The sequence below is a fragment of the Pseudomonas sp. BNK-45 genome (assembly GCF_047456255.1).
Taxonomy (GTDB): Bacteria; Pseudomonadota; Gammaproteobacteria; order Pseudomonadales; family Pseudomonadaceae; genus Aquipseudomonas.
In genome coordinates this window covers 5,941,208-5,964,747 of sequence record NZ_CP179909.1, presented here as the reverse complement: position 1 = coordinate 5,964,747, position 23,540 = coordinate 5,941,208, and the positions used below count along the sequence as shown (strand labels likewise).

The 23,540-nt window shown below is 63.7% G+C and carries 19 protein-coding genes; 13 read left to right on the top strand and 6 right to left on the bottom strand.

The window, feature by feature from the left end; all coding sequences use genetic code 11:
• Positions 1–19 precede the first annotated feature (19 nt).
• Genes ACMGG8_RS27005 through ACMGG8_RS26995 form a run of 3 tightly spaced genes read left to right on the top strand, consistent with a single transcriptional unit; the run spans position 20 to position 1,876 of the window.
• Positions 20–514: an MFS transporter gene (locus tag ACMGG8_RS27005; RefSeq protein WP_414158745.1), complete on the top strand. Its 495-nt coding sequence runs from the start codon at positions 20–22 to the stop codon at positions 512–514.
• Between the two features lie 32 nt (positions 515–546).
• Positions 547–1,323: a class II glutamine amidotransferase gene (locus ACMGG8_RS27000; protein WP_060838034.1), complete on the top strand. Its 777-nt coding sequence runs from the start codon at positions 547–549 to the stop codon at positions 1,321–1,323.
• Between the two features lie 10 nt (positions 1,324–1,333).
• Positions 1,334–1,876 carry a DUF2937 family protein gene (locus ACMGG8_RS26995; RefSeq protein WP_060838035.1) on the top strand — a complete coding sequence of 181 codons (543 nt, stop codon included), beginning with the start codon at positions 1,334–1,336 and terminating at the stop codon, positions 1,874–1,876.
• A 105-nt stretch (positions 1,877–1,981) separates the two neighbouring features.
• Here the strand turns inward: ACMGG8_RS26995 and ACMGG8_RS26990 are convergent, their stop codons facing one another.
• Positions 1,982–2,902, bottom strand: a complete 921-nt coding sequence (locus tag ACMGG8_RS26990; RefSeq protein WP_060838036.1) for a LysR family transcriptional regulator — start codon at positions 2,900–2,902, stop codon at positions 1,982–1,984.
• Positions 2,903–3,039: 137 nt separating this feature from the next.
• On the opposite strand from ACMGG8_RS26990, the gene ACMGG8_RS26985 reads away from it, so the two are divergent.
• The 4 genes from ACMGG8_RS26985 to ACMGG8_RS26970 all read left to right on the top strand — a co-directional run bounded on the left by ACMGG8_RS26985 (position 3,040) and on the right by ACMGG8_RS26970 (position 6,763).
• Positions 3,040–4,323, top strand: coding sequence for an MFS transporter (locus tag ACMGG8_RS26985; protein WP_060842756.1), 1,284 nt, complete (start codon positions 3,040–3,042; stop codon positions 4,321–4,323).
• A 72-nt stretch (positions 4,324–4,395) separates the two neighbouring features.
• A complete protein-coding gene (locus tag ACMGG8_RS26980) occupies positions 4,396–5,148 on the top strand; it encodes a 5-oxoprolinase subunit PxpA (RefSeq protein ID WP_235758783.1) in 753 nt (250 codons plus the stop codon).
• On the top strand, positions 5,145–5,849 hold the full coding sequence (gene pxpB / locus ACMGG8_RS26975) for a 5-oxoprolinase subunit PxpB (protein WP_060842758.1): 705 nt from the start codon (positions 5,145–5,147) through the stop codon (positions 5,847–5,849). Before ACMGG8_RS26980 ends, pxpB begins: the two co-directional genes overlap by 4 nt.
• The gene (locus ACMGG8_RS26970) at positions 5,846–6,763 is read left to right on the top strand and encodes a biotin-dependent carboxyltransferase family protein (protein ID WP_414158744.1); all 918 of its coding nucleotides are present in this window, start codon (positions 5,846–5,848) and stop codon (positions 6,761–6,763) included. Before pxpB ends, ACMGG8_RS26970 begins: the two co-directional genes overlap by 4 nt.
• Before the next feature lie 113 nt (positions 6,764–6,876).
• On the opposite strand, the gene ACMGG8_RS26965 is transcribed toward ACMGG8_RS26970, so the two are convergent.
• From ACMGG8_RS26965 to ACMGG8_RS26955, 3 genes are all read right to left on the bottom strand, one after another.
• Entirely contained in the window at positions 6,877–8,055 is a 1,179-nt protein-coding gene (locus ACMGG8_RS26965) for a vWA domain-containing protein (protein WP_414158743.1), read from the bottom strand.
• Positions 8,056–8,218: 163 nt separating this feature from the next.
• Complete coding sequence (locus ACMGG8_RS26960) at positions 8,219–9,064, bottom strand: AAA family ATPase (RefSeq protein WP_047284378.1); 846 nt, start codon at positions 9,062–9,064, stop codon at positions 8,219–8,221.
• Between the two features lie 141 nt (positions 9,065–9,205).
• Positions 9,206–10,282, bottom strand: coding sequence for a DUF748 domain-containing protein (locus tag ACMGG8_RS26955; protein WP_414158742.1), 1,077 nt, complete (start codon positions 10,280–10,282; stop codon positions 9,206–9,208).
• Between the two features lie 127 nt (positions 10,283–10,409).
• On the opposite strand from ACMGG8_RS26955, the gene cysK reads away from it, so the two are divergent.
• From cysK to ACMGG8_RS26935, 4 genes are all read left to right on the top strand, one after another.
• The gene (gene cysK / locus ACMGG8_RS26950) at positions 10,410–11,384 is read left to right on the top strand and encodes a cysteine synthase A (protein WP_060838043.1); all 975 of its coding nucleotides are present in this window, start codon (positions 10,410–10,412) and stop codon (positions 11,382–11,384) included.
• Between the two features lie 224 nt (positions 11,385–11,608).
• Positions 11,609–12,547: an aspartyl/asparaginyl beta-hydroxylase domain-containing protein gene (locus tag ACMGG8_RS26945; protein WP_414158741.1), complete on the top strand. Its 939-nt coding sequence runs from the start codon at positions 11,609–11,611 to the stop codon at positions 12,545–12,547.
• A 350-nt stretch (positions 12,548–12,897) separates the two neighbouring features.
• Positions 12,898–13,761 carry a DMT family transporter gene (locus ACMGG8_RS26940; protein ID WP_060838045.1) on the top strand — a complete coding sequence of 288 codons (864 nt, stop codon included), beginning with the start codon at positions 12,898–12,900 and terminating at the stop codon, positions 13,759–13,761.
• A 341-nt stretch (positions 13,762–14,102) separates the two neighbouring features.
• A complete protein-coding gene (locus ACMGG8_RS26935) occupies positions 14,103–14,474 on the top strand; it encodes a hypothetical protein (RefSeq protein ID WP_060838046.1) in 372 nt (123 codons plus the stop codon).
• A gap of 71 nt (positions 14,475–14,545) precedes the next feature.
• Here ACMGG8_RS26935 and ACMGG8_RS26930 read toward each other — a convergent pair whose 3' ends face one another.
• Positions 14,546–15,439, bottom strand: a complete 894-nt coding sequence (locus ACMGG8_RS26930; protein ID WP_060838047.1) for a DMT family transporter — start codon at positions 15,437–15,439, stop codon at positions 14,546–14,548.
• 71 nt (positions 15,440–15,510) lie between these two features.
• Entirely contained in the window at positions 15,511–17,136 is a 1,626-nt protein-coding gene (locus ACMGG8_RS26925; RefSeq protein WP_414158740.1) for a methyl-accepting chemotaxis protein, read from the bottom strand.
• Positions 17,137–17,552: 416 nt separating this feature from the next.
• On the opposite strand from ACMGG8_RS26925, the gene aceK reads away from it, so the two are divergent.
• The gene (gene aceK, locus ACMGG8_RS26920) at positions 17,553–19,274 is read left to right on the top strand and encodes a bifunctional isocitrate dehydrogenase kinase/phosphatase (protein ID WP_060838049.1); all 1,722 of its coding nucleotides are present in this window, start codon (positions 17,553–17,555) and stop codon (positions 19,272–19,274) included.
• A 94-nt stretch (positions 19,275–19,368) separates the two neighbouring features.
• Positions 19,369–23,262 carry an ATP-dependent RNA helicase HrpA gene (hrpA, locus tag ACMGG8_RS26915; protein WP_414158739.1) on the top strand — a complete coding sequence of 1,298 codons (3,894 nt, stop codon included), beginning with the start codon at positions 19,369–19,371 and terminating at the stop codon, positions 23,260–23,262.
• Positions 23,263–23,540 lie beyond the last annotated feature (278 nt).

The following is a 23,540-nucleotide window of genomic DNA, read 5'->3' as shown; positions in this document are numbered from 1 at the left end:
CCTCTTTGCCTGCCTTGCCATGGACACCATGACCGAGAACGACTATCTGATCGCCTGGGGGCTCTATGCCTTCGCCGCCTTGGGCTGCCTGCTGGTGTGGATGCGCCTGACCCGCTGGATGTGGCGCTGGCTGCGCGAGCCGCTGCGTGTGCTGATGGCGGTGCTGCTGTTCAGCCCCACCATCATCGACTCGGTCAAGGATAAATTTGCCCCGGCCATCGCCATCACGGCCCTGGACATCGCCTTCAAGGTGGGCAACAACGCCTGGCGCGCGGTATCCGACCTGTTCATGTACGGCATGATCGCCTTCGGCGTGTACCTGCTGTTCGTGCTGATCCGCTGGCCCATCGAGCGCGCCGCCAGGGATCGCCGCGAGCGTCATGAAGCGGCGAAAGCCGCGGCCAAGGCCGCCGAAGTCGAGGATGACCAGCCCTTTGGCGGTGCCGGCAACGACCGTTATGGTCGGCCTGCCGCGGGCACTCCCCTGAATACGCGGGTCGAGCCGCGTCTGTAACCTGGCCCCGGCATTCAAGCGAGAGTCCGAGCATGTGTGAGTTATTGGGCATGAGCGCCAATGTACCGACCGATATCGTCTTCAGCTTTACCGGGCTGATGCAGCGTGGTGGCCGTACCGGTCCCCACCGCGACGGTTGGGGCATCGCCTTCTACGAAGGCCGTGGCCTGCGCCTGTTCCAGGACCCGGCGGCCAGCTGCGAGTCGGAAGTGGCCAATCTGGTGCAGCGCTACCCGATCAAGAGCGAAGTGGTGATCGGCCACATTCGCCAGGCCAACGTCGGCAAGGTCTGCCTGGCCAATACCCATCCCTTTGTCCGCGAGCTCTGGGGCCGCAACTGGTGCTTTGCCCATAACGGCCAGCTGGCGGACTTCCAGCCCCGGGCCAGCTTCTATCGCCCGGTGGGGGACACCGACAGCGAGGCGGCGTTCTGCGACTTGCTCAACCGGGTGCGCGAAGCCTTTCCCGAACCGGTGGAAGTCGAGCAACTGCTGCCGATCCTGATCCGGGCCTGCAGCGAATACCGCAGCAAAGGCGTGTTCAACGGGCTGCTCAGTGACGGTGACTGGCTGTTCTGCTTCTGCTCCACCAAGCTGGCGCAGATCACCCGGCGCGCGCCGTTCGGCCCGGCCCGGCTCAAGGATGTCGATGTGATCGTCGACTTCCAGGCGGAAACCACGCCCAACGACGTAGTGACCGTGATCGCCACCGAACCTTTGACCGAAAACGAAACCTGGACCCGCTATCAGCCGGGCCAATGGAGCCTGTGGCGGCGCGGTGAATGCGTCAGCCACGGCCAGACCGAATAAGGACATCTCTATGTTGCTCAGTTATCTGCGGCTGGTGTTGTTCGCCGCCGGCCTGTTGGTCGGTGTGCAAGTGCCGGGTTTCATCAGCGATTACGCCAAGCGTGTGGAAGCCCACTTGATTGAGTCGCAGAACAGCCTGCGGGGCTTCCAGAGCACCGCGCAGCAGTTCTTCAAGGGTGATCTGAATGCCCTGGTGGCCCATTACCGCGCCAGCGAAGACCCGGTGTTTCGCAGCGATGCCGAGAGCCTGAGCGGCTTGCTGCATCGCCAGCTGGCCCTGGACAAGCAATACCAGGCCATGCAGGGCCCCTGGTACATCCGCCTGCTGCAAGTGGCCCTGGCGCCCGACCCGGATATCCGCAAGGAAACCTGGGACGGCTACAGCTACCAGATCCTGCTGACCCCGGAAGCGATGATCTGGGGCATGAGCGGCGCCATGCTGCTGTCCTTCGGCCTTGAGTGCCTGTACCGCCTGATCGATTGGGTGGTCCTGGGTGGCCGGCGCCTGCGCCAGAGCCGTCCCATCGAGGAACGCGACCTCAAGGGTCTCTGACCTCTGTAGGAGCCGGCTTGCCGGCGAAGGGGCCTGCAAGTCCTGCGCCTGGCTGCAGATCGCTTTCGCTGGCAAGCCAGCTCCTGCGAGGGGGGAGGGTGATGTTTACTGGGGGGCGATCAGTACCAGGTAATCCTCGCCGACCTGCTGCCCATAGCGCTGCACCACGCGCTGGCACAGCTGCACGATGTCTTCCACCAATTCCACGCCGACCCGCCACGACACCACCACCTGCAGGTTGGGCGGGCGCTGGTCGATGGCCAGCAGGGTCAGTTCGCCGCGGGCCAGCTCTTCGCGCACCAGCACCGGCGGCAGGGCGCCAATGCCGAAGCCGTCGCGCAGCAGGCGAGTGATGGCCGATACCGAGTTCACGCAATTGAGCCGTGGCGCCAGTACCCCGTTGGCCTGCATCAGGCTCAGCACCTGCTGGTGGGGCAGGGAGTTCTTCGAGTAGGTGATGATCCGCTCCTGGGCCAGTTCGGCCAGGCTGGCGTAGTCGCGGTTGTAGATCGAATTGCTGGCGGCGATCCAGCCCACCGGGTGGCTGGCCACTTCCAGGCTGCGGATGCTTTCCTGGCGCAGCAGGTCGGTCTGCAGCACCAGGTCGAGGAAGCCTTTTTGCAACTGGTCGCACAGATTCAGCGAAGTGTCGGCCACCAGCTCGATTTCCACTTGCGGGTAGTGGTCCATCAGTTCCGTCACCAGAGGGCTGAGCCAGGTATGGATCACCGTGTCCATGACCCCGATGCGCATCCGTCCGACCTTGCTCGACGGCGCCTCGATGGACTGTTTCAGCAGGTGCAGGGTGTCGAGCATCTGCTCGGCGTGCTCCAGCACCTTGAGCCCTTGCGGGGTCAGGCTGACGCCCCGGGAATCGCGCAGGAACAGCTTGACCCCCAGTTCGCCTTCCAGCACCGCGATGCGGCTGGAGATCGCTGCCTGGGTGGTGAAGAGTTTTTCCGCGGTGAGGCTGAAGCTCTTGAGCCGCGCCACCCAGACGAAGGTTTCGAGAAACTTGAGATTCATGGGATCAACTTTTCTTATGCCTTGGGGCGGTTTTTATTAGTTGGACGCGTCGGGCGTCCGAGTCGAAGAATGCGCCAACCCAAGATATGCGTCGTCTGGGCCCAGAACAACACCAATAAATCACCCTGGAGATCGCCATGAGTGCGCCCGAAACCCTGGCCGCCAAGGCCCCGCGCCGCGCCGGTCCGTTTGACTGGTACCGGGATATAAACCAGCAGGAACGCCGCACCTTCTGGAGCTGCAAGATCGGTTATGGCCTGGATGGCATGGACACCCAGATGCTCAGCTTCGTGATCCCGACCCTGATCGCGCTGTGGGGCATCACCTCCGCCGAAGCCGGCCTGATCCATACCAGCACCTTGCTGGCCTCCGCCCTGGGAGGCTGGATCGCCGGGATTCTCTCCGACCGCATCGGTCGGGTGCGTACCTTGCAACTCACGGTGCTGTGGTTCGCGTTTTTCACCTTTCTCTGCGGCCTGGCCCAGAACTACCAGCAGTTGCTGATCGCCCGGACCCTGATGGGCTTCGGCTTCGGTGGCGAATGGACCGCCGGCGCGGTGCTGATCGGCGAGGTGATTCGCGCCAAGAACCGTGGCAAGGCGGTGGGCATGGTGCAGTCCGGCTGGGCGCTGGGCTGGGGCCTGACGGCGATCCTCTATGCGCTGCTGTTCTCCTGGCTACCGCCGGAAGACGCCTGGCGCGGGCTGTTTCTGCTGGGCATCCTGCCGGCGATCTTCGTGATCTTCGTCCGTCGCCTGGTCAAGGATCCCGAGGTCTACCGGGAAACCCGCGCCCGTGAGAAACCCAGCAACCCGGCGCGGTTCTACGAGATCTTCGCCCCGGGGATCCTCAGCACCACCCTGCGTGCGTCGTTGCTGGCAGCCGGCGCCCAGGGCGGCTACTACGCCATCACCTTCTGGCTGCCGACCTTTCTCAAGACCGAGCGCGGCCTCAGCGTGCTGAGCACCGGCGGCTACCTGGCCATGGTGATCGCCGGCTCCTATGTGGGTTACGTGGTCAGCGCCTACCTGACCGACATTCTCGGGCGCAAGAAGAACTTCGTGCTGTTCGCCGCGGGGTCTTTCACCATCGTCCTGCTGTACACGCAGATGCCGGTGAGCAACGCGGTAATGCTCTGGCTGGGCTTTCCCCTGGGCTTCTTCGCTTCGGGGATCTTCAGCGGCATGGGGGCTTTTCTCACCGAGCTGTTCCCCACCCGCATCCGCGGTTCCGGCCAGGGTTTCTGCTACAACAGCGGCCGGGCGCTGGCGGCGCTGTTTCCGCTGCTGATCGGCCTGCTCAGCCAGCACGTGCCCCTGAGCGTGGCCATCGGCACGTTCGCCGCGGTGTCCTACGGCGTGGTGGTGCTGGCGGCCCTGAGCCTGCCGGAAACCCGCGGCAAGGAACTTGAGGCGCACTAACTGATAATCTGCGCGGGCATTGCGCGACAGCCCTGCAGCTGACCCACAACAAGAACCACAGGAGCACCGACCATGAGCCGCCTGTTATTGAATTGCGACATCGGCGAGAGCTTTGGCAACTGGACCCTGGGCCTGGATGCCGAAGTCATGCCCTTTATCGACTGCGCCAACATTGCCTGCGGCTTTCATGCCGGCGACCCGGGCATCATGCGCAAAACCGTGGCCCTGGCCCTGGCCAATGGCGTGCGCATCGGCGCGCACCCGGCCTATCAGGACCTGGCCGGTTTCGGCCGCCGCTCCATGAGCTATTCGCCCGAGGAAATCCGGGATCTGCTGCACTACCAGATCGGCGCGCTGGACGGCATCTGCCGGGCCCAGGGCGCGCGGGTCAGCTACGTCAAACCCCATGGCGCGATGTACAACGACATGATGGCCAAGCCGGCCCAGTTGCGGGCGGTGATCCAGGCGGTGGCGGCCTATGATCCGCAGCTGCCGCTGATGCTCATGGCCACCCGCGACAACAGCGCGGCCCGGGCCCTGGGCGACGAATACGGTGTGACCCTGTGGTTCGAGGCCTTTGCCGATCGCGCCTACGACAACGCCGGGCACCTGGTGTCGCGGCAACTGCCGGGGGCGGTGCACCACGACTCGGCCACCATCATCGAGCAGGCCCTGACCATTGCCCGGGGCGAGCCCCTGACCGCCAGCGACGGCAGCGCCTTGCTGCTGCAGGCCGACACCCTGTGCGTGCACGGCGACAACGCCAGTTCGGTGGCCGCGGTGCAGCGCATTCGCCAGGCCCTGAACCAGCAGTCCGGCCTATGAAGCCACAGGTTGAAGTCGTCGCCATCGATTGCCTGATGGTGCGCCTGTTCGAGGTGATCGCCGAGGACAACATGCCCTGGATGCTGGCCGCCGCCGAAGGGCTGCGGCGGGCCTTTGGCGAGTCTCTGGTCGATCTGGTGCCGTCCTATACCACGCTGATGGTGCATTACGACCTGCTGGCCCTGAGTCCGGCCGAGGCCCGGCAGCGGATCGAGGTCGCCTTGACCGATCTGGCGCCCGGCACCACCGGGGCCGGGCGCGAGCATGTGCTGCCGGTGTGGTACGACCCCAGTGTCGGGCCGGAGCTGGCGCTGTTGTCCCGCCGCAGCGGGCTGTCGGTGGCCGAGGTGATCCAGCGTCACAGCCAGCGTGAATATCAAGTGTTTGCCCTGGGCTTCGCGCCCGGATTCGCCTTCATGGGGCTGGTGGAAGAAGCGCTGGCGACGCCGCGGCTGAACACCCCGCGCAAGCGGGTGGCGGCGGGGAGCGTGGGGATTGCCGAGCGACAGACCGCCGCTTACCCGGTGGTATCGCCGGGGGGCTGGAACCTGATCGGCCGTACCCCGAGCCGCCTGTTCGATCGCGAGCGCGACGGCTACAGCCTGATGCAACCGGGGGACCGGGTGCGCTTTGCCGCGGTGGACCGAAGCGAGTTCCTGCGCCTGGGGGGCGATGACACGCCGCTGGAGGTGCCGGCATGAGCCGCTTGATGATCGAGGCCAGCACCCCGCTGTGCCTGCTGCAGGATGCCGGGCGCTTTGGCGTGCGCCATTTGGGCGTGACCCAGGGCGGGGCGCTGGACTGGGTGTCGATGTCCTGGGCCAACTGGCTGCTGGGCAACGCCCTGGATGCGCCGGTGGTGGAAATCACCCTGGGCGGCTTCACCCTCATGGCCGAGGACTATTGCCTGCTGGCCCTGGCCGGGGCCGACCTGGGGGCTTATGTCGATGAACGACCGTTGAGCCCGGGGCGCAGTTTCATCCTGCAAAAGGGCCAGCGCCTGCGCTTTACCCAACCCTTCCTGGGCGCTCGGGCCTACCTGGCGGCGCCGTGTGGTTTCGATGCGCCCAAGGTTCTGGGCAGTTGCGCCAGCGTGCAGCGCGAGGCCCTTGGCGGGCTCGACGGTTACGGCCGGGCGCTGAGCGAGGGTGGGGTACTGAGCTATTCGGGCACTGGTGGGGCGCTCAAGAGCCTGGCACCTGAGCAACTGACGGATTGCAAATCCGCTGCACCGCTGGAGGTGATCCTCGGCGCGCAGATCGGCCAGTTCAGCGGCCTGAGCCTGTTCGATGCCTTCAACAGCACCTGGACCCTGGACAGCCGCGCCGATCGCATGGGCGCGCGCTTGCTCGGGCCGACCTTGCAGTATCAGGGCCGGCCGATGATTTCCGAGGGCATTCCCCTGGGGGCGATCCAGGTGCCGCCGGACGGCCAGCCGATCGTCCTGCTCAACGACCGGCAGACCATTGGCGGCTATCCGCGCTTGGGGGCCTTGACCCCGTTATCCCTGGCGCGGCTGGCGCAGTGCTTGCCGGGCAGCGAGGTGCGATTGACGCCGGTGGTGCAGGAAACGGCGCATCGGCAGCAGGTGGCGTTCTTGCGCAGGTTTGGGTAGTGGCTGAAGGCGGCTGCTTCGCGACCGTTCGCAGCCTGCGGCAGCGGCTACAGGGGGCTCTGTAGCCGCTGTCGAGCCATGGCGAGGCTGCGAAAAGGCCCGCAAGGCCGCGCTTACTTGGACAGGAAACGCATGCCTTCTTCCAGGCCACGCAAGGTCAGCGGGTACATCTGGTCTTCGATCAACTCGCGCACGATGTTGGTCGAGGCGGTGTAGCCCCAGGTGTCCTTCGGGTAGGGGTTGATCCAGATGAGCTTCTTGTACTTCTCCATGAAGCGCTGCATCCACACATAACCGGCCTCTTCGTTCCAGTGTTCGACGCTGCCGCCGGCCTGGGTGATTTCATAGGGGGCCATGGCGGCATCGCCGACGAAGATCACCTTGTAGTCGGCGCCGTACTTGTGCAGCAGGTCCTGGGTGGAGGTGCGTTCCGAGCCGCGGCGCAGGTTGTTCTTCCACACCGATTCATAGATGAAGTTGTGGAAGTAGTAGTACTCCAGGTGCTTGAACTCGGTCTTGCAGGCCGAGAACAGCTCCTCGCAGATCTTCACGTGGGCATCCATGGAGCCGCCGATGTCGAACAGCAACAGCAGCTTGATGTTGTTGCGCCGTTCCGGGCGCATCTGGATGTTCAGCAGGCCGGCGTCGCGAGCGGTGTGGTCGATGGTGCCGTCGATGTCCAGCTCGTCCGCGGCGCCCTGGCGCGCGAACTTGCGCAGGCGGCGCAGGGCCACCTTGATGTTGCGGGTGCCCAGTTCCACCGAGTCGTCGAGGTTCTTGTACTCGCGCTGGTCCCAGACTTTCACCGCATTGCCCTGGCGCTTGCCGGCGTCGCCGACGCGAATGCCTTCCGGGTTGAAACCGCCGGAGCCGAAGGGGCTGGTGCCGCCGGTGCCGATCCATTTGTTGCCGCCGGCGTGGCGTTCCTTCTGTTCTTCCAGGCGTTTCTTGAACTCTTCGATGAGCTTGTCCAGGCCGCCCAGGGACTGGATCTGCGCCCGTTCCTCATCCGTCAGCGAACGCTCGAATTCCTTGCGCAGCCAATCCTCGGGGATCAGCGCCTGCAGGTGGTCGTCGAGTTTTTCCAGGCCGTTGAAGTAGGCGCCGAAGGCCCGGTCGAACTTGTCGAAATGCCGTTCGTCCTTCACCAGGATCGCCCGGGCCAGGTAGTAGAACTCGTCCATGTCGGCGAAGGTCACGCGCTGCTTGAGCGCGTTGATCAGGTCCAGCAGTTCGCGCACCGACACCGGCACCTTGGCCGCGCGCATTTCATTGAACAGGTTGAGCAGCATGACTATCGCTCTCTAATGATCTAGGGGTCTGTTCAGAAGCTCGCCGAGCGGCGATCAGGCAAGGCAGAAACAGCTGAGGAGGCGGAGTTTAGCGAGCTAAATGAGCATCCGAACCGGTTTCTAACGCAGCGTGATCGACGCGCAGGCAGCTTCTGGGCAGAGCCTAACGACTACCGCGACGGCTCATGAAGGCCAGGCGTTCCAGCAACTGCACGTCCTGCTCGTTCTTCACCAGCGCGCCGGCCAGGGGCGGGATGGCCTTGGTCGGATCGCGCTCGCGCAGCACCGCCTCGCCGATGTTGTCGGCCATCAAGAGCTTGAGCCAGTCCACCAGTTCCGAGGTCGAGGGCTTCTTCTTCAGGCCCGGCACCTTGCGCACGTCGAAGAACACGTCCAGGGCTTCGCTGACCAGGTCCTTCTTGATGTCCGGGTAGTGCACGTCGACGATCTTCTGCAGGGTGGCGCGATCGGGGAAGGCGATGTAGTGGAAGAAGCAGCGACGCAGGAAGGCGTCCGGCAGTTCCTTCTCGTTGTTGGAGGTAATGATGATGATCGGCCGCTGCTTGGCCTTGATGGTCTCGTCGATCTCGTAGACGTAGAACTCCATCTTGTCGAGCTCTTGCAGCAGGTCGTTGGGGAACTCGATGTCGGCCTTGTCGATCTCGTCGATCAGCAGGATCACCCGCTCCTCGGATTCGAAGGCTTCCCAGAGCTTGCCCTTCTTCAGGTAGTTGCGGATGTCGTGGACCTTGTCCACCCCCAGCTGCGAGTCGCGCAGGCGGCTGACCGCGTCGTACTCGTACAGACCCTGGTGGGCCTTGGTGGTGGACTTGATGTGCCAGGTGATCAGCTTGGCGCCGAAGGATTCGGCCAGTTGCTCGGCGAGCATGGTCTTGCCGGTGCCGGGTTCGCCCTTGACCAGCAGCGGACGCTCCAGAGTGATGGCGGCGTTGACTGCCAGCTTCAGGTCATCGGTGGCGACGTATGCGCTGGTGCCTTCGAACTTCATCTGCAATTCCTCGAACGGTGACGGCGAGCTGCCCGGGGCAGGTCGGTTGAATTGATGCGATGCGCGACTATAACGCGGCGCCCGGTCGACTGTGAACGTAGACGCCCCATTCAGTCTCTGAATGGAGCGTCACGGGGTGACTCAGTCAGTCGAGGGCTTGGGTTGTTCGTAACGGGCATTGAAAGCCTGGATGAATCCATTGCGCAAAATCTGCAAAAACGCCTGGAATGCGCTGATATCTTGCTGGTGCACACTGCCGCTGAGTTCGACCCGGGTGGCGAACTGGTTCTTGTGCTGGTTCTTCAGCAGGTTTTCCCCGGCCCCCACCAAGGCTTCCCATACCGAGCGTAATATTCCTTTGTTGCGGTTCTCCACGTCCTGCTGCCAGTTGAAGACTTCCACGTCCCGCAGCAGCGGCTTGATATAGCCATGCAGTTGGCCCTTGTCGGCCTGGGCTTCGATCACCACGTCGCCGTGTCCGGCATTGAAGTCGAACTTGCCGTAGGCCGAGGCGAAGTCGTTGAAACGTTTGAGTTCGATATCCCGGGCCCGCAGACGGAATTCGAAGTCCTCGAAATTGCTCAGGGGGTCGAAGGTGGCGGTGCTTTCCATGGGGGCCTGGCCTTGCAGCAAGGCCTTGCCGTCGAAGCGCGCGTCGCGTTTGCCCTGGCTGTCGATCACGTTGGTCAGGTTGTAGAAGCTGGCGTTGACCTGGGTGGCACCGATGTTCACCGGCGGCGTGGAGCTGAAGTTGCGAAAGTGGATCTTGCCGTCCTCGATCCGCACTTCGTCGAGGGTGATGGGCAGCAGCTTGCCCAACTGCGCCCGCCAGTCGGTGCCGGCACCGGTCTGCGAGGCCTGCTGGTCGGCGCCGCCATCGACGAAGTTCAGCTCCGGCTGGACGAACAGCGCCTTGGCCACCACGGCGTGGTCGTACCACAGCGAATGCCAGCTCACCGAGAGGTCGATCAGCGGTGCCTTGACGAAGGGCACCGGCACCTTGCCGCTGACCTTGATGATCTCCAGTCCGTTGATGCGGTAGGCGCCGCGCCACAGGGCCAGGTCGATGTCGCTGATGCGTCCGCGGTAGTCGCCCATGTCCGCCAGCTTGTCGTTCAGGTAGTCGCGCACCAGGTAGGGCAGGGCAATGTGCAGGCTCACCAGCAGCACCACCAGGCTTGCCAGGGTCCACAGGGGCCAACGATAACGAGCTTTCATGATCAGCAGTCTCCGGCCGTATACAGGCATTGACTGCCCGCGATCGCAGTCGTTCGGCGCGACTGGACGCTCAAGGGCACCAGGCATACCCTTGGGAACTTCTTCACTGCTGCATAAGGACCCAGCCATGAGCCGAATTTTTGCTGACAACGCCCATTCCATCGGTAATACGCCCTTGGTGCAGATCAACCGCATCGCCCCGCGCGGGGTGACCATCCTGGCCAAGATCGAAGGGCGCAACCCGGGCTACTCGGTGAAGTGCCGGATCGGCGCCAACATGATCTGGGACGCCGAAAGCAGCGGCAAGCTCAAGCCGGGGATGACCATCGTCGAGCCCACTTCGGGCAACACCGGGATCGGCCTGGCCTTCGTTGCAGCGGCTCGTGGCTACAAACTGATGCTGACCATGCCGGCGTCCATGAGCATCGAGCGGCGCAAGGTGCTCAAGGCCCTGGGTGCGGAGCTGGTGCTGACCGAGCCGGCCAAGGGCATGAAGGGAGCGATTGAAAAGGCCGCCGAGATCCTGGCCAGCGATCCGTCCAAGTACTTCATGCCGCAGCAGTTCGACAATCCGGCCAACCCGGCGATCCACGAGAAAACCACCGGTCCGGAAATCTGGAACGACACCGACGGCGCCGTGGATGTGCTGGTGGCCGGGGTCGGCACCGGCGGCACCATCAGCGGCGTGTCGCGCTACATCAAGAAGACCCAGGGCAAACCTATCCTGTCGGTGGCGGTGGAGCCGGCGACTTCGCCGGTGATCAGCCAGAAGCTTGCCGGTGAAGAGATCAAGCCCAGCCCCCACAAGATCCAGGGCATCGGTGCCGGCTTCGTGCCGAAGAACCTCGACCTAGCCATGGTCGACCGGGTGGAGCTGGTGACCGATGAAGAGTCCAAGGCCATGGCCCTGCGCCTGATGCAGGAAGAGGGGATTCTCTGCGGGATTTCCTGCGGTGCGGCAATGGCGGTGGCGGTGCGTCTGGCGGAAACCCCGGAAATGCAGGGCAAGACCATCGTGGTGATCCTGCCGGACTCCGGCGAGCGCTATCTGTCGAGCATGCTGTTCAGCGACCTGTTCACCGAGCAGGAAAACCAGCAGTAACGCACCCCGGGCATTCGTCGGCAGGCACCGACGTGCCGGCGAATGCTGATCCACATCAGGCAAGGGCCTGGTCGCTTGTGCTACTTAAGCGCCTTTGTTGCACGACCGTTAACACTGAATGTTGAGTCGTGCGGGTTTTTCCAGGGTCCAGGAGTGTTTATCATTGCCGGCTGCCAGGTCGGGTGAACACTCCCCACAGGTGCCTATTTCCAAGGAGTCGTTGCATGAGCTTTTCCTTTGCCGCCAAGTTCGCGGTGTTGTCGCTGTTCGTCGGCAGCATCCTTTACGTGCATCTGCGCGGCAAGGCGCGTCTGCCGGTACTGCGCCAGTTCGTCAACCATTCGGCGCTGTTCGCCCCCTACAACGCATTGATGTACCTGTTCTCCGGGGTGCCTTCCAAGCCTTACCTGGATCGCAGCAAGTTCCCCGAGCTGGATATCCTGCGGGACAACTGGCAGGTGATCCGCGAAGAGGCCATGCATCTGTTCGATGAGGGCTACATTCGTGCGGCCGAGAAGAACAACGATGCCGGCTTCGGTTCGTTCTTCAAGAAGGGCTGGAAGCGCTTCTACCTCAAGTGGTACGACAAGCCGCTGCCTTCGGCCGCTGCCCTGTGCCCCAAGACCGTCGAGCTGGTGAGCGCCATTCCCAACGTCAAGGGCGCGATGTTCGCGCTGCTGCCCGGTGGCAGCCACCTGAACCCGCACCGCGATCCCTTTGCCGGTTCCCTGCGTTATCACCTGGGCCTGTCGACCCCCAACTCCGATGCCTGCCGGATTTTCGTCGATGGCGAGGAATACGCCTGGCGCGACGGTGAAGACGTGATGTTCGACGAAACCTATGTGCACTGGGTGAAGAACGAAACCGAAACCACCCGGGTGATCCTGTTCTGCGACATCGAACGGCCGTTGAGCAGCCCGCTGATGATCCGCATCAACCGCTGGGTCAGCGCCCAGTTGGGGCGTGCCACCGCGCCGCAGAACCTCGACGACGAGCGCGTCGGCGGAATCAACCAGGCCTACGCCTGGAGCAAGCGCTTCAGCGACAGCTTCAGTGGCGTGGTCAAGCAGTGGAAGCGCCGCAACCCCAAGCTCTACCGCATTCTGCGTCCGGTGCTGGCGGTGCTGGTGCTGGTCCTGTTGTGGAAGTGGTTGTTCGGATAAATCTTGCAACGCCTCTCGGGCGCTGGTTATAGTCGGCGCCCTGTGAGTCCTGCAACTCACGTTCCTCCTCTTCGAGAACCATCGGCACATGGCTTTTTCCCCTCTCAACGCGGTAGTGCTTTCAGCGGTCAACGCTGGCGTCGTGCCGTGCGGGAATCAGCAGCCTGTGCAGATCGGTCAGTACCCCCCACCTGTCAGTAGCACGCCGGTGTACGCAGTCGTATCACCGCCGGGCGTTGGCTTTTCGGGCTGATCGGCATCGCTGCTGTTCCCGGTGCCCGCCTGAACCAAACACTACTGAACTTCAGCCTCGGCTGAATTGGCTTCTTGCCTGATTACAGGTGGTATTCATGTTGCTCATTTGCAAAAAATCCGCGTTGGCGGCGGCTTCCACGAGCCTGTTCGTCCTGCTCTGGAGCAGTGGCGCGATCTTCTCCAAATGGGGCCTGGCCCATGCTTCGCCCTTTGCCTTCCTGCTGTTGCGTTTTGCCCTCGCCTTGATCGGCCTGGTGCTGCTCATGCCCCTGCTCAAGCTGCGGCTGCCTCGGGGGCGCCGGGCCATGGGCGTTGCCATGGCCACCGGCCTGGTGCTGCTGGGGGCCTACCAGATCTTCTACATCCTGGCCCTGGACCTGAAGGTCACCCCCGGCGTGATGGCCACCATCATGGGGGTGCAACCGATCCTCACCGTGGTGCTGATGGAGCGCCAGCGCTCCTGGAGCCGCCTGTTCGGCCTTGGCCTGGGGCTCGCCGGGTTGATCATGGTGGTGTACCAGGGGATCGGGATGGCGGGGATATCCGTCTCCGGCATGCTCTGCGGCCTGCTGGCCCTGGTCAGCATGACGGCCGGTTCGATCATGCAGAAACGCATCACCGACAACCCCTTGGGCACCCTGCCGGTGCAGTACCTGGCGGGCCTGTTGCTGTGCGCGCTGTTCGTGCCGTTCCAGCCATTTCACGTCGAGTACAGCGCCGGCTTCGTGATTCCGCTGCTGTGGATGGCTCTGGTGGTGTCGGTGCTGGCCACCCTGTTGCTGTACCGCTTGATCGCTCAGGGCAACCTGGTGAACGTCACCAGCCTGTTCTATCTGGTGCCGGCGGTGACCGCATTGATGGACTTCGTGTTTTTCGGCAATCGTCTGGCCTGGCTGAGCCTGATGGGCATGGGGTTGATCATTGTCGGCCTGGTCTTCGTGTTCCGTAAGAGCGCCTGACCGTTGCGGGCGACGATCTTCAGGGTGGTCGCCAGGCGTGCGGCCGAGCGCAATGCTCGGTCGCTTTTGCCCATAATTGATTCAATTAATGATCGACTATAAGCAAGAATAGTGGCTAGATGCCACTATCGTCGTGTAGTTCTTTGCCGGTCAATAAAGGTCTGATTTCAAACCTTGCATGTGCACCTAATGAGCGACTGAAGCGAACCCTCAAGGTTCTTTTGATAACCAGATGCTTGGACTTTTTTGTTGGTATTCCAAATTCGTCCATCAGACAAACCTGAAAAACTAAAGCCGGTACCTAGACTGACGACATAGTCCTTAAACAAAGGAGAGTCAGTATGAACGCAACGTTCGCTTCAACCGCTTTCGGTTTGCTTTTGGGACTGTCCAGCAGCTGCTTCGCCGCTGCTCCCGTGGCGCAAGGCGTCATCCGTTTTACCGGCAGTATTGTCGAGTCCAATTGCGCGTCCAGCGCTGCCAGCACCGGCTTGAGCCTGCGCCAGTGCCCTCAGGGTTCACGGGGTGGGGCGATTGACGTGACCCGAGTCGGGACCCGTGTCAGCGCGGTGGAGCGTTCTGCGGTCAAGCTCAAGCTCCTGGCCGACAGTGGTTCCCAGGGCCGCTACTACGACCAGCAGTACGCCTTCGTCGATCAGTCCGGCAAGGCGGTGACCTCCGGCACCTACCTGATTACCCTCAGCGTTCCATAGGGCCACTGCCAGCGTTGCGACTCGGAGCTGCGGCCTCCCGAGTCGCAGGCTGATCAGAATCAGGCAGTGCTTCAGGCCGCCGATTTTGCCCCGGGCCGCAGCACCAGCCACAGCGCCACGCCAATCAGCGCACCGCCATACAGGTGCGCCATGGACAGCGGCTCATCCAGCAGCAAGGCCCCCCACAACACGCCGAACGGCGGAATCATGAAGGTCACGGTCATCGAGCGCACCGGACCGATGGCGCTGAGCAGGCGGAAATACAGCACGTAGGCGAAGGCCGTGCAGCCTAGCCCCAACCCCAGCAACGACAGCCACACGCTCCAGCCACCCCAACTGGCCGGCGGCTGGCTGATGGCGTTGTAGGCGAACAGCGGCAACAGCAGCAGGCAGGCTCCGAGCATGCTGCCCAGGGCTGACAGGCGACTGTCCAGGCCGCCGGCCTGATCCAGCCAGCGCCGGGCGAGGAACCCGGCAAAGCCGTAGCAGGTGGTGGCCATCAGGCAGGACAGGGCGCCCAGCAGCAGGTCATGGTCGAAGGCCACGGGGCCGGCGCGGGTCAGGATGCCGACGCCGAACAGGCCCAGGCAGACGCCGGCGATCTTGCTCAGGCTCAGCCGCTCATGAAAGAACAGTCCGCCGATCAGCACCCCCATCAAGGGCGTGGTGGCATTGAAGATCGCCGAGTAGCCGGCGGGCAGCACCTGGGCTGCCACCGAATACAGGGTGGCCGGTATGCCGGAGTTGATCACGCCGAGCAGCAGCACGGTCTTGAGCTTGCCGCGAAAGTTCCAGTCGATCCGCATCAGCGCCAGCATCACCAGCAGCCCGAGGGCGGCGATCGACACCCGGAAGAATGCAGTGGGCACGCTGCCCAGCACCGGGGCGATGATGCGCATGAACAAGAAGCTCGCGCCCCAGATGGCGGCCAGCGACAACAGGCGCAAGAGATCGACAAGTCTCACGGCAATTTCCTTGATTGAAGGGCGGCGATGTTGCCCAGAGCCTGGGTCCATGGCAAACCCTATCGCACTTGCTACAGGATAAATCGTGTGACCAGCCCGTTGAGGTCCACCGCCAGGCGCGACAATTCCTGGCTGGCGGCGGAGGTCTGGGTGGCGCCCGCAGCCGTCTGGGTCGACAGGTCGCGGATGTTCACCAGGCTGCGGTCCACATCCCGGGCCACCAGCGCCTGCTGCTCGGCGGCACTGGCGATCACCAGGTTGCGCTGGCTGATCTGTGAGATCGCCCCGGTGATCTTCTCCAGCGCGCTGCCGGCGCCGTTGGCCTGCTGCAGGGTTTGCCCGGCCTGTTCGGCGCTGGTCTGCAGGGCGCTGACGGTGGCATCGGTGCCGTGCTGAATACGGTTGATCATCTGTTCGATTTCTTCGGTGGAATCCTGGGTGCGTTGCGCCAGTGAACGCACTTCGTCGGCCACCACGGCAAAGCCACGGCCGGCCTCGCCAGCCCGGGCCGCCTCGATCGCGGCATTCAGCGCCAGCAGGTTGGTCTGTCCGGCAATGGCCCGAATCACCTCCAGCACTTTGCTGATGTCCTGGGCCTGGGACGCCAGCCCCTGGGCCTGTTCCGACGCCCCCAGCACTTCGCTGACCAGTTGCTGGATCGACTCGATGGTCTGGCTGACCTGATGATGGCCGTGGCGGCTGTCCTGGTCCGAGGCTTGGGAGGCTTCGGCGCTGGAGACGGCGTTGCCGGCCACTTCATCCACCGCCGCGCTCATTTGCGTGACCGCGGTGGCGGCCTGCTCGATTTCATCGTTCTGCAACTGCAGGCCGCGGGTGCTCTGTTCCATCACCGCGCTCATTTCCTCGGCGGCCGAGGCCAGTTGCTGGGACGACTCGGCGATGCCACGGATGGTCGAGCGCAGGTTGTCCTGCATGCCGGCCAGGGCCGTCAGCAGTTGCGCCGGCTCGTCCCGGCCCTGGCCATTGACGTCCTGGGTCAGGTCGCCGGCAGCGATGGTCCGGGCGATCGCCAGGGCCTGGGCCAGGGGCGCGGTGATGCTGCGGGTCAGTAGCCAGGCCAGGAACAGGGTGCTGGCCAGGGCGATAGCAATGATGATGCCGACGATCCACTGTGAGCGCTCATAGAGCCTGGCGGCCTCCTCGGCGGCGGTATCGGCGCCGTTCTGGTTGAACTGGATCAGCTCTTCCAGGGTGCTGTCCAACTGGCTGCCCAGGGGCGCCAATTCGACGTTGAGTCGGGTGTAGGCCTGCTCCTTAAGGCCGCCATCGATCTGCTGGATGATTTCCTGCAGAAGGGTCGTGTACTGGGCAATGGTGTTTTTCAGCCGTTCCAGCAGCGCCGCTTCCTGCTCGCTGGTCAGCAGGGTCTTGTGCTGTTCCAGGCGTTGGGCCAGCTCCAGGCGTTCGTCGGCGATCATGCGCTTGCTTTTTTCCCGGCTCAGAGGCTGGTCATTGACCAGCAGTCGCAGCGCTTCCAGGCGGATGGTGGCGATATTGGCGGCGCTGTCATGGATGTTCTCGATGCTGGGCATCCACGAGGCCTCGATGACTTTTGCACTTTCGCGCAGGGTTGCCATCTGCCCCAGGCAGAACAGCCCGACTGTCACCAGCAAGGCGGCCAGAACCGCAAAACTGAGGCTGGCTCGCAAGCCGATTCGAATATTCCTGATCGACATCATGTGCTCCTTGAATACATTAAAAAAACATTCGGCCCTCGCTGATTTAGCGCTGTTGTTAGGGGAGGGTGGGCGCTTTATATGGCAAAGTGCCATCATATTGAAAGGCCCTGAATAGAGGCTTTTCCCCGATAGTCATGGGGTTTTTTCGGCAACGGGAGCCCTTTTTTCGCGACCAGCTTGCTCAGCTCATGAGGCCTTCACGCCGCGTACTGGAAGGCCTGCGGGTGAATCGATAAAGCCCGAGCTTTGCCGACTTGATGGTTTTTTATTGACCGAACGGTCGATTTAAAAAATTGCCGGCAATCGTCAGCAAAGATTTCCCGGCTCGGTGGATCGGGCGAAAAAATGCGCTTCTCCTCGGGTCGTTTCACTGGCTAAGCTCTGGCATCGCAAATTCCCGCAGAGGTCTACTTATGCCGCAGTCATGGCCCGCCGCCGATATCGCTCGAATGATCCTCGATGGCTTCGACGACTACCGCGAGCACTTCCGCCAGATCACCGACGGTGCCCGGCAACGCTTCGAGCAGGCGCAGTGGCAGGAAGCGCAGAAGGCCTCGGCGGCGCGCATCAATCTCTATGAGGAGAAGGTCGGGCAAACCGTGACCGGCCTGCATCAGGCCTTCAGTGACGACGCGTTGATGGATGTGGCGCAGTGGCCGCTGGTGAAAAGCGCCTACATCAGCCTGATCGACCTGCGCTTTGACGACGAGCTGTCCGAGACCTGGTACAACTCGATCTTCTGCGGCCTGTTCAGCCACGACCTGATCAGCGACGGCTGCATGTTCATCCACACCACCCGGCCCAGCCTGCGCCGGGCCCGGGCCGCGCAGACCCGCAGCTACCAGCCCCAGGGCAACCTGTCGGCGATGCTCGAACAGGTGTTTGCCGACTACCGTTTCAGCGAGGACTATGCCGATCTGGCGGGCGACCTGCGGCGCCTGGAGGCGCAATTGCGGGAGAACCTGCCGGACTGGGTGTGCAAGGACCCGGAGCTGACCCTGGAGCTGTTTTCCTCGGTGCTCTATCGCAACAAGGGCGCCTACCTGGTGGGGCGCATCTTCACCCATGAAGAGCAGTGGCCGCTGGTGATCCCGCTGCTGCACCGCGAAGGCCGGGGCATCCAGATCGATGCGTTGATCACCGACGAGGCCGATGTCTCGATCATCTTCTCCTTCACCCGTTCGTACTTCATGGTGGATGTGCCGGTGCCGGCGGAATTCATCGGCTTTCTCAAGCGCATCCTGCCGGGCAAGCACATCGCCGAGCTGTACACCTCCATCGGCTTCTACAAGCACGGCAAGTCGGAGTTCTACCGCGCCCTGATCAACCACCTGGCCAGTACCGACGACCGTTTCATCATGGCTCCCGGTGTGCGCGGCATGGTCATGAGCGTGTTCACCCTGCCGGGCTTCAACACCGTGTTCAAGATCATCAAGGACCGCTTCTCGCCGTCGAAGAACGTCGACCGGGCCACGGTGATCGAGAAGTACCGGCTGGTGAAGAGCGTCGATCGGGTCGGGCGCATGGCCGACACCCAGGAGTTCGCCGATTTCCGCTTCCCCCTGAGCAAGTTCGATCCGGCCTGCCTTGAGGAGCTGCTGGAAGTGGCGCCGTCCACCGTGGCCGTGGAAGACCAGACGGTGCTGATCCGCCACTGCTGGACCGAGCGCCGCATGACCCCGCTCAACCTCTACCTGGAGCACGCCAACCCGGACCAGGTGCGCGAAGCGCTGGAGGATTACGGCCTGGCGATCAAGCAACTGGCGGCGGCCAACATCTTCCCCGGCGACATGCTGCTGAAGAACTTCGGCGTGACCCGTCATGGCCGGGTGGTGTTCTACGACTACGACGAAATCTGCTTTCTCACCGAAGCCAACTTCCGCCACATCCCGGCACCCCGTACCCCGGAAGACGAGATGGCGTCCGAACCCTGGTACTCCATCGGCCCCCACGACGTGTTCCCCGAGGAGTTCCCGCCGTTCCTGTTCGCCGATGCCGGCCAGCGCAAGCTGTTCGACCAGTTGCACGGCGAGCTGTACAACGCCGACTACTGGAAGGGCCTGCAGGACGCCATCCGCGCCGGCAAGATCATTGATGTCTTCCCTTACCGGCGCAAAGGCCTGGAAGACGAATAGCCGCAGCGGCTAGCGCCCCCTCACAAGCTGCAAGCTAAAAAGCGGAAGCTGCGTTAATCTTGCGGCTTTTCGCTTGAAGCTTGCCGCTGCTTTTATGACTGACCAACTGCTGAAAAACCTCGATCACGCCATGCTCGCCGACCGCCACCGCTTGCGTCGGCAGTTGCTTGAGCTGCGCAAGAAGCCCGATGAGGCCAAGCTCGCCCAGTGGCTGGAGCGGATGCAGGCATCGTGCAACCTGGTGACGGCGCGGCGCGCGAGTGTGCCGCCGATCCGCTATGACGACAGCCTGCCGATCGCCGCCAAGCGCGACGAGATCAAAGAGGCGCTGCTCAAGCATCAGGTGCTGATCATCGCCGGTGAGACCGGCTCGGGGAAAACCACCCAGCTGCCGAAGATCTGCCTGGAAATCGGTCGCGGCCAGCACGGCCTGATCGGCCATACCCAGCCCCGGCGGATCGCCGCCCGCAGCGTTGCCAGCCGGGTCGCCGAAGAACTGGCCACGCCCCTGGGTTCGCTGGTGGGCTATCAGGTGCGCTTCGAGGATCAGAGCGATGCCAGCACCCTGATCAAGCTGATGACCGACGGCATCCTGTTGGCGGAAACCCAGAACGACCGCTACCTGGAACGCTACGACACGATCATCGTCGACGAGGCCCACGAGCGCAGCCTGAACATCGACTTCCTCCTCGGCTACCTCAAGACCCTGCTGCCACGGCGCCCGGACCTGAAGGTCATCATCACCTCGGCGACCATCGACCTGGAGCGCTTCTCCAAGCACTTCGATAACGCGCCGATCGTGGAAGTCTCCGGGCGTACCTTTCCGGTGGAAACCTGGTATCGCCCCCTGACCCTGGAGCAGGACGAGGAGGGCAACCGGGTCGAGGACGACCTCACGGTGGATCAGGCGATCCTTGCCACCCTGGATGAAATTGCCGCCTACGAGCGCAGCGAACGGCGCAGCCCCGGAGACGTATTGGTGTTCCTTCCTGGCGAGCGGGAGATCCGCGACGCCGCAGAAATGCTGCGCAAGGCCCAGCTCAAGCACACCGAGATTCTGCCGCTGTACGCACGCCTGTCGCCGGCGGAACAGCAACGGATCTTCCAGTCCCATCCGGGGCGGCGCGTGGTGCTGGCGACCAACGTCGCGGAAACCTCGCTGACCGTGCCGGGCATCCGCTATGTGATCGACAGCGGCACCGCGCGCATCAGCCGCTACAGCTACCGGGCCAAGGTCCAGCGCCTGCCCATCGAGGCGATTTCCCAGGCCAGCGCCAACCAGCGCAAGGGCCGTTGCGGCCGGGTCGAGCCGGGGATCTGCGTGCGCCTGTACAGCGAGGAGGATTTCCTCGGCCGGCCGGAATTCACCGACCCGGAGATCCTGCGCACCAACCTGGCGGCGGTGATCCTGCAGATGCTCCATCTGCGCCTGGGTGAAATCACCGCATTCCCGTTTATCGAGCCGCCGGATGGCAAGGCCATCAGCGACGGTTTCAACCTGCTGCAGGAACTCTCGGCAGTGGACCGCAACAGCCAGCTGACGCCTCTGGGCCGGCAACTGGCGCGCCTGCCGGTGGACCCGCGCATGGGCCGCATGCTGCTCGAAGCGGCCAAGCTCGGCAGCCTGCAGGAAGTGCTGATCGTCGCCAGCGCGATGTCGATCCAGGACCCTCGCGAGCGTCCGCCGGAGCGCCAGCAGGCGGCTGATCAGGCCCACGCACAGTGGAAAGACGTGGACTCGGATTTCGCCGGGCTGGTCAACCTGTGGCGCGGCTTCGAAGAACAGCGCCAGGCCCTGACCGCCAGCCCGTTGCGCAACTGGTGCCGCAAGAACTTCCTGAATTACCTGCGCCTGCGGGAATGGCGCGACTCGCACCGGCAACTGAGCCTGATCTGTCGCGACCTGCAGTTGAGCCTGAACAAGGAACCGGCGGACTACCCGAAACTGCACAAGGCGGTGCTGGTGGGGCTGCTGAGCCAGATCGGCCAGAAGACCGAGGATGGCGACTACCTCGGTGCCCGTCAGCGGCGCTTCTGGGTTCACCCGTCCTCGGGCCTGGGCAAGAAGCGCCCGCAATGGCTGATGACCGCCGAACTGGTGGAAACCACCAAGCTCTACGCGCGCATGGTGGCCAAGATCGAGCCGGACTGGATCGAGCCCCTGGCCGGCCATCTGGTGAAGAAGAACCACTTCGAGCCCCACTGGGAGAAGAAGCGCGGCCAGGTGGTGGCCTACGAGCAGATCACCCTGTTCGGGCTGATCGTGGTCGGCCGCCGGCCGGTGCATTACGGCCCGGTGGACCCGGTGGTGTCCCGCGAGCTGTTTATCCGCGAGGCCCTGGTGCGCGGCGAGATCCAGTCCAAGGCCAAGTGCCTGAGCGCCAACACCCAGTTGTTGGAACAGCTCGACGCCCTGGAAGCCAAGGCCCGGCGCCGCGACATCCTGGCGGACGAGGAAACCCTGTTTGCCTTTTACGACGCTCGCTTGCCGGCCGAGATCCATCAGACCGCGACCTTCGACAGCTGGTACCGGGTGCACAGCCAGAAGAACCCGCAGTTGCTGATCATGCGCGAGGAAGACGTGCTGGCCCGCGAGGCCAGCGAAGTCACCGCCAAGCAGTACCCGGACACCCTGCATATCGGCGACCTGGAACTGGCCCTGAGTTATCACTTCGAACCCAACCATCCCCGCGACGGCGTGACCTTGCGGGTGCCGGCGCCCCTGTTGCCGGCGCTGCCCGCCGAGCGCCTGGAATGGCTGGTGCCGGGGCTGATCGAGGCCAAGTGCATTGCCCTGGTACGCAACCTGCCCAAGGCCCTGCGCAAGAACTTCGTGCCGGTGCCGGACTTCGTCAAGGCGGCCTTGCAGCGCATGGTCTTCGCCGAAGGTTCCTTGCCCCAGGCCCTGGGCCGCGAGCTGTTGCGCATGACCGGCGCGCGGGTCAGCGACGAGGCCTGGAGCGAAGCCGAACAACAGGTGGAAAGCCACCTGCGGATGAACCTGGAAATCGTCGATGCCCAGGGCAAGTTCCTCGGCGAGGGCCGTGACCTGGCCGAACTGACCGCGCGTTTCGCCGAAGCCAGCCAGGCTGCCCTGGCGGTGCCGCAAACCGCCAAGAGCCAGCAGCCGGTGGAGGCCAAGGTGTTTGCCGCGGTCGCGGAAAAGACCCAGCAGAAGATCGCCGGGCTGTCGATGACCGTGTATCCGGCCCTGGTGGAAGAGGCCGGGACGGTCAAGGAAGGGCGTTTCTCCACTGCCGCCGAAGCCGAATTCCAGCACCGCCGGGCCTTGCAGCGCCTGCTGTTGCAGCAACTGGCCGAGCCGGCCAAGTTCCTGCGTGGCAAGTTGCCGGGGCTGACCGAGCTGGGCCTGCTGTACCGCGAATTGGGCCGGGTCGATGCGCTGGTGGAAGACATTCTGCTGGCCAGCCTCGACAGCTGCATCCTTGAGGGCGAAGCCAGCTTGCCCCGCGATGGCGCGGGGCTGGCGTCCCTGGCCGAGCGCAAGCGCGGCGCCTGGACCGAGCACGCCGAGCGTCTGGCGCGCCTGACCCTGGAGATCCTCAAGCTCTGGCACGGCCTGCAAAAACGCTTCAAGGGCAAGATCGACCTGGCCCAGGCGGTGGCCCTCAACGACATCAAGGCCCAGCTGGCAAACCTGGTGTACCCGGGTTTTGTCCGGGAAACCCCGGCCCTGTGGCTCAAGGAGCTGCCGCGCTACCTCAAGGCGGTGGAGCTGCGTTTCGAGAAACTCGGCAGTCAGGTGCAGAAGGATCGGGTCTGGAGCACCGAGCTTGCGGGCCTGTGGAACCAGTACCAGACCCGGGCGCAGAAGCATGCCCAGGAAGGCAAGCGTGATCCGCAACTGGAGCTGTACCGCTGGTGGCTGGAGGAGTACCGGGTGTCGCTGTTTGCCCAGCAGTTGGGGACCAAGGTGCCGATTTCCGACAAGCGCCTGAACAAGCAATGGAGCCAGGTCGACGCCTGAGCCGACGCCCCCTCAGGCGCTGGCGTGCCAGCGAAGGCGTGATCAAGGGCGCGGCAAGGCTCAACCCGGCTCGTTGGCAAGCCGGTGCCTGCCGGGCGCGCGGCAATTGCGGCGAAATGCCGGTGGTTATGGCAAACTCCGCCGTCATAAATACCGGCACGCTGGTCTGGCCCCCCAGGCAAGCGGGCGGATCGGAATAAAGCGATGCCAGGAAGGCTCCCACCAGCGGGGCAGTCCGTTTGTGGTTTGGCACGGCGGTGCCAATACCTTCTGCCTCA

Bases quoted from the DNA above. Each gene is read 5' to 3' on its own strand.
- ACMGG8_RS26925 (WP_414158740.1), bottom strand. From the start codon at position 17,136: ATGTCGATCAGGAATATTCGAATCGGCTTGCGAGCCAGCCTCAGTTTT.
- pxpB (WP_060842758.1), top strand. From the start codon at position 5,145: ATGAAGCCACAGGTTGAAGTCGTCGCCATCGATTGCCTGATGGTGCGC.
- ACMGG8_RS26965 (WP_414158743.1), bottom strand. From the start codon at position 8,055: ATGCTGCTCAACCTGTTCAATGAAATGCGCGCGGCCAAGGTGCCGGTG.
- ACMGG8_RS26995 (WP_060838035.1), top strand. From the start codon at position 1,334: ATGTTGCTCAGTTATCTGCGGCTGGTGTTGTTCGCCGCCGGCCTGTTG.
- ACMGG8_RS26940 (WP_060838045.1), top strand. From the start codon at position 12,898: ATGTTGCTCATTTGCAAAAAATCCGCGTTGGCGGCGGCTTCCACGAGC.
- cysK (WP_060838043.1), top strand. From the start codon at position 10,410: ATGAGCCGAATTTTTGCTGACAACGCCCATTCCATCGGTAATACGCCC.
- ACMGG8_RS26980 (WP_235758783.1), top strand. From the start codon at position 4,396: ATGAGCCGCCTGTTATTGAATTGCGACATCGGCGAGAGCTTTGGCAAC.
- ACMGG8_RS27005 (WP_414158745.1), top strand. From the start codon at position 20: ATGGACACCATGACCGAGAACGACTATCTGATCGCCTGGGGGCTCTAT.
- ACMGG8_RS26970 (WP_414158744.1), top strand. From the start codon at position 5,846: ATGAGCCGCTTGATGATCGAGGCCAGCACCCCGCTGTGCCTGCTGCAG.
- ACMGG8_RS26955 (WP_414158742.1), bottom strand. From the start codon at position 10,282: ATGAAAGCTCGTTATCGTTGGCCCCTGTGGACCCTGGCAAGCCTGGTG.
- ACMGG8_RS26935 (WP_060838046.1), top strand. From the start codon at position 14,103: ATGAACGCAACGTTCGCTTCAACCGCTTTCGGTTTGCTTTTGGGACTG.
- ACMGG8_RS26945 (WP_414158741.1), top strand. From the start codon at position 11,609: ATGAGCTTTTCCTTTGCCGCCAAGTTCGCGGTGTTGTCGCTGTTCGTC.
- aceK (WP_060838049.1), top strand. From the start codon at position 17,553: ATGCCGCAGTCATGGCCCGCCGCCGATATCGCTCGAATGATCCTCGAT.
- ACMGG8_RS27000 (WP_060838034.1), top strand. From the start codon at position 547: ATGTGTGAGTTATTGGGCATGAGCGCCAATGTACCGACCGATATCGTC.
- ACMGG8_RS26960 (WP_047284378.1), bottom strand. From the start codon at position 9,064: ATGAAGTTCGAAGGCACCAGCGCATACGTCGCCACCGATGACCTGAAG.
- ACMGG8_RS26990 (WP_060838036.1), bottom strand. From the start codon at position 2,902: ATGAATCTCAAGTTTCTCGAAACCTTCGTCTGGGTGGCGCGGCTCAAG.
- hrpA (WP_414158739.1), top strand. From the start codon at position 19,369: ATGACTGACCAACTGCTGAAAAACCTCGATCACGCCATGCTCGCCGAC.
- ACMGG8_RS26985 (WP_060842756.1), top strand. From the start codon at position 3,040: ATGAGTGCGCCCGAAACCCTGGCCGCCAAGGCCCCGCGCCGCGCCGGT.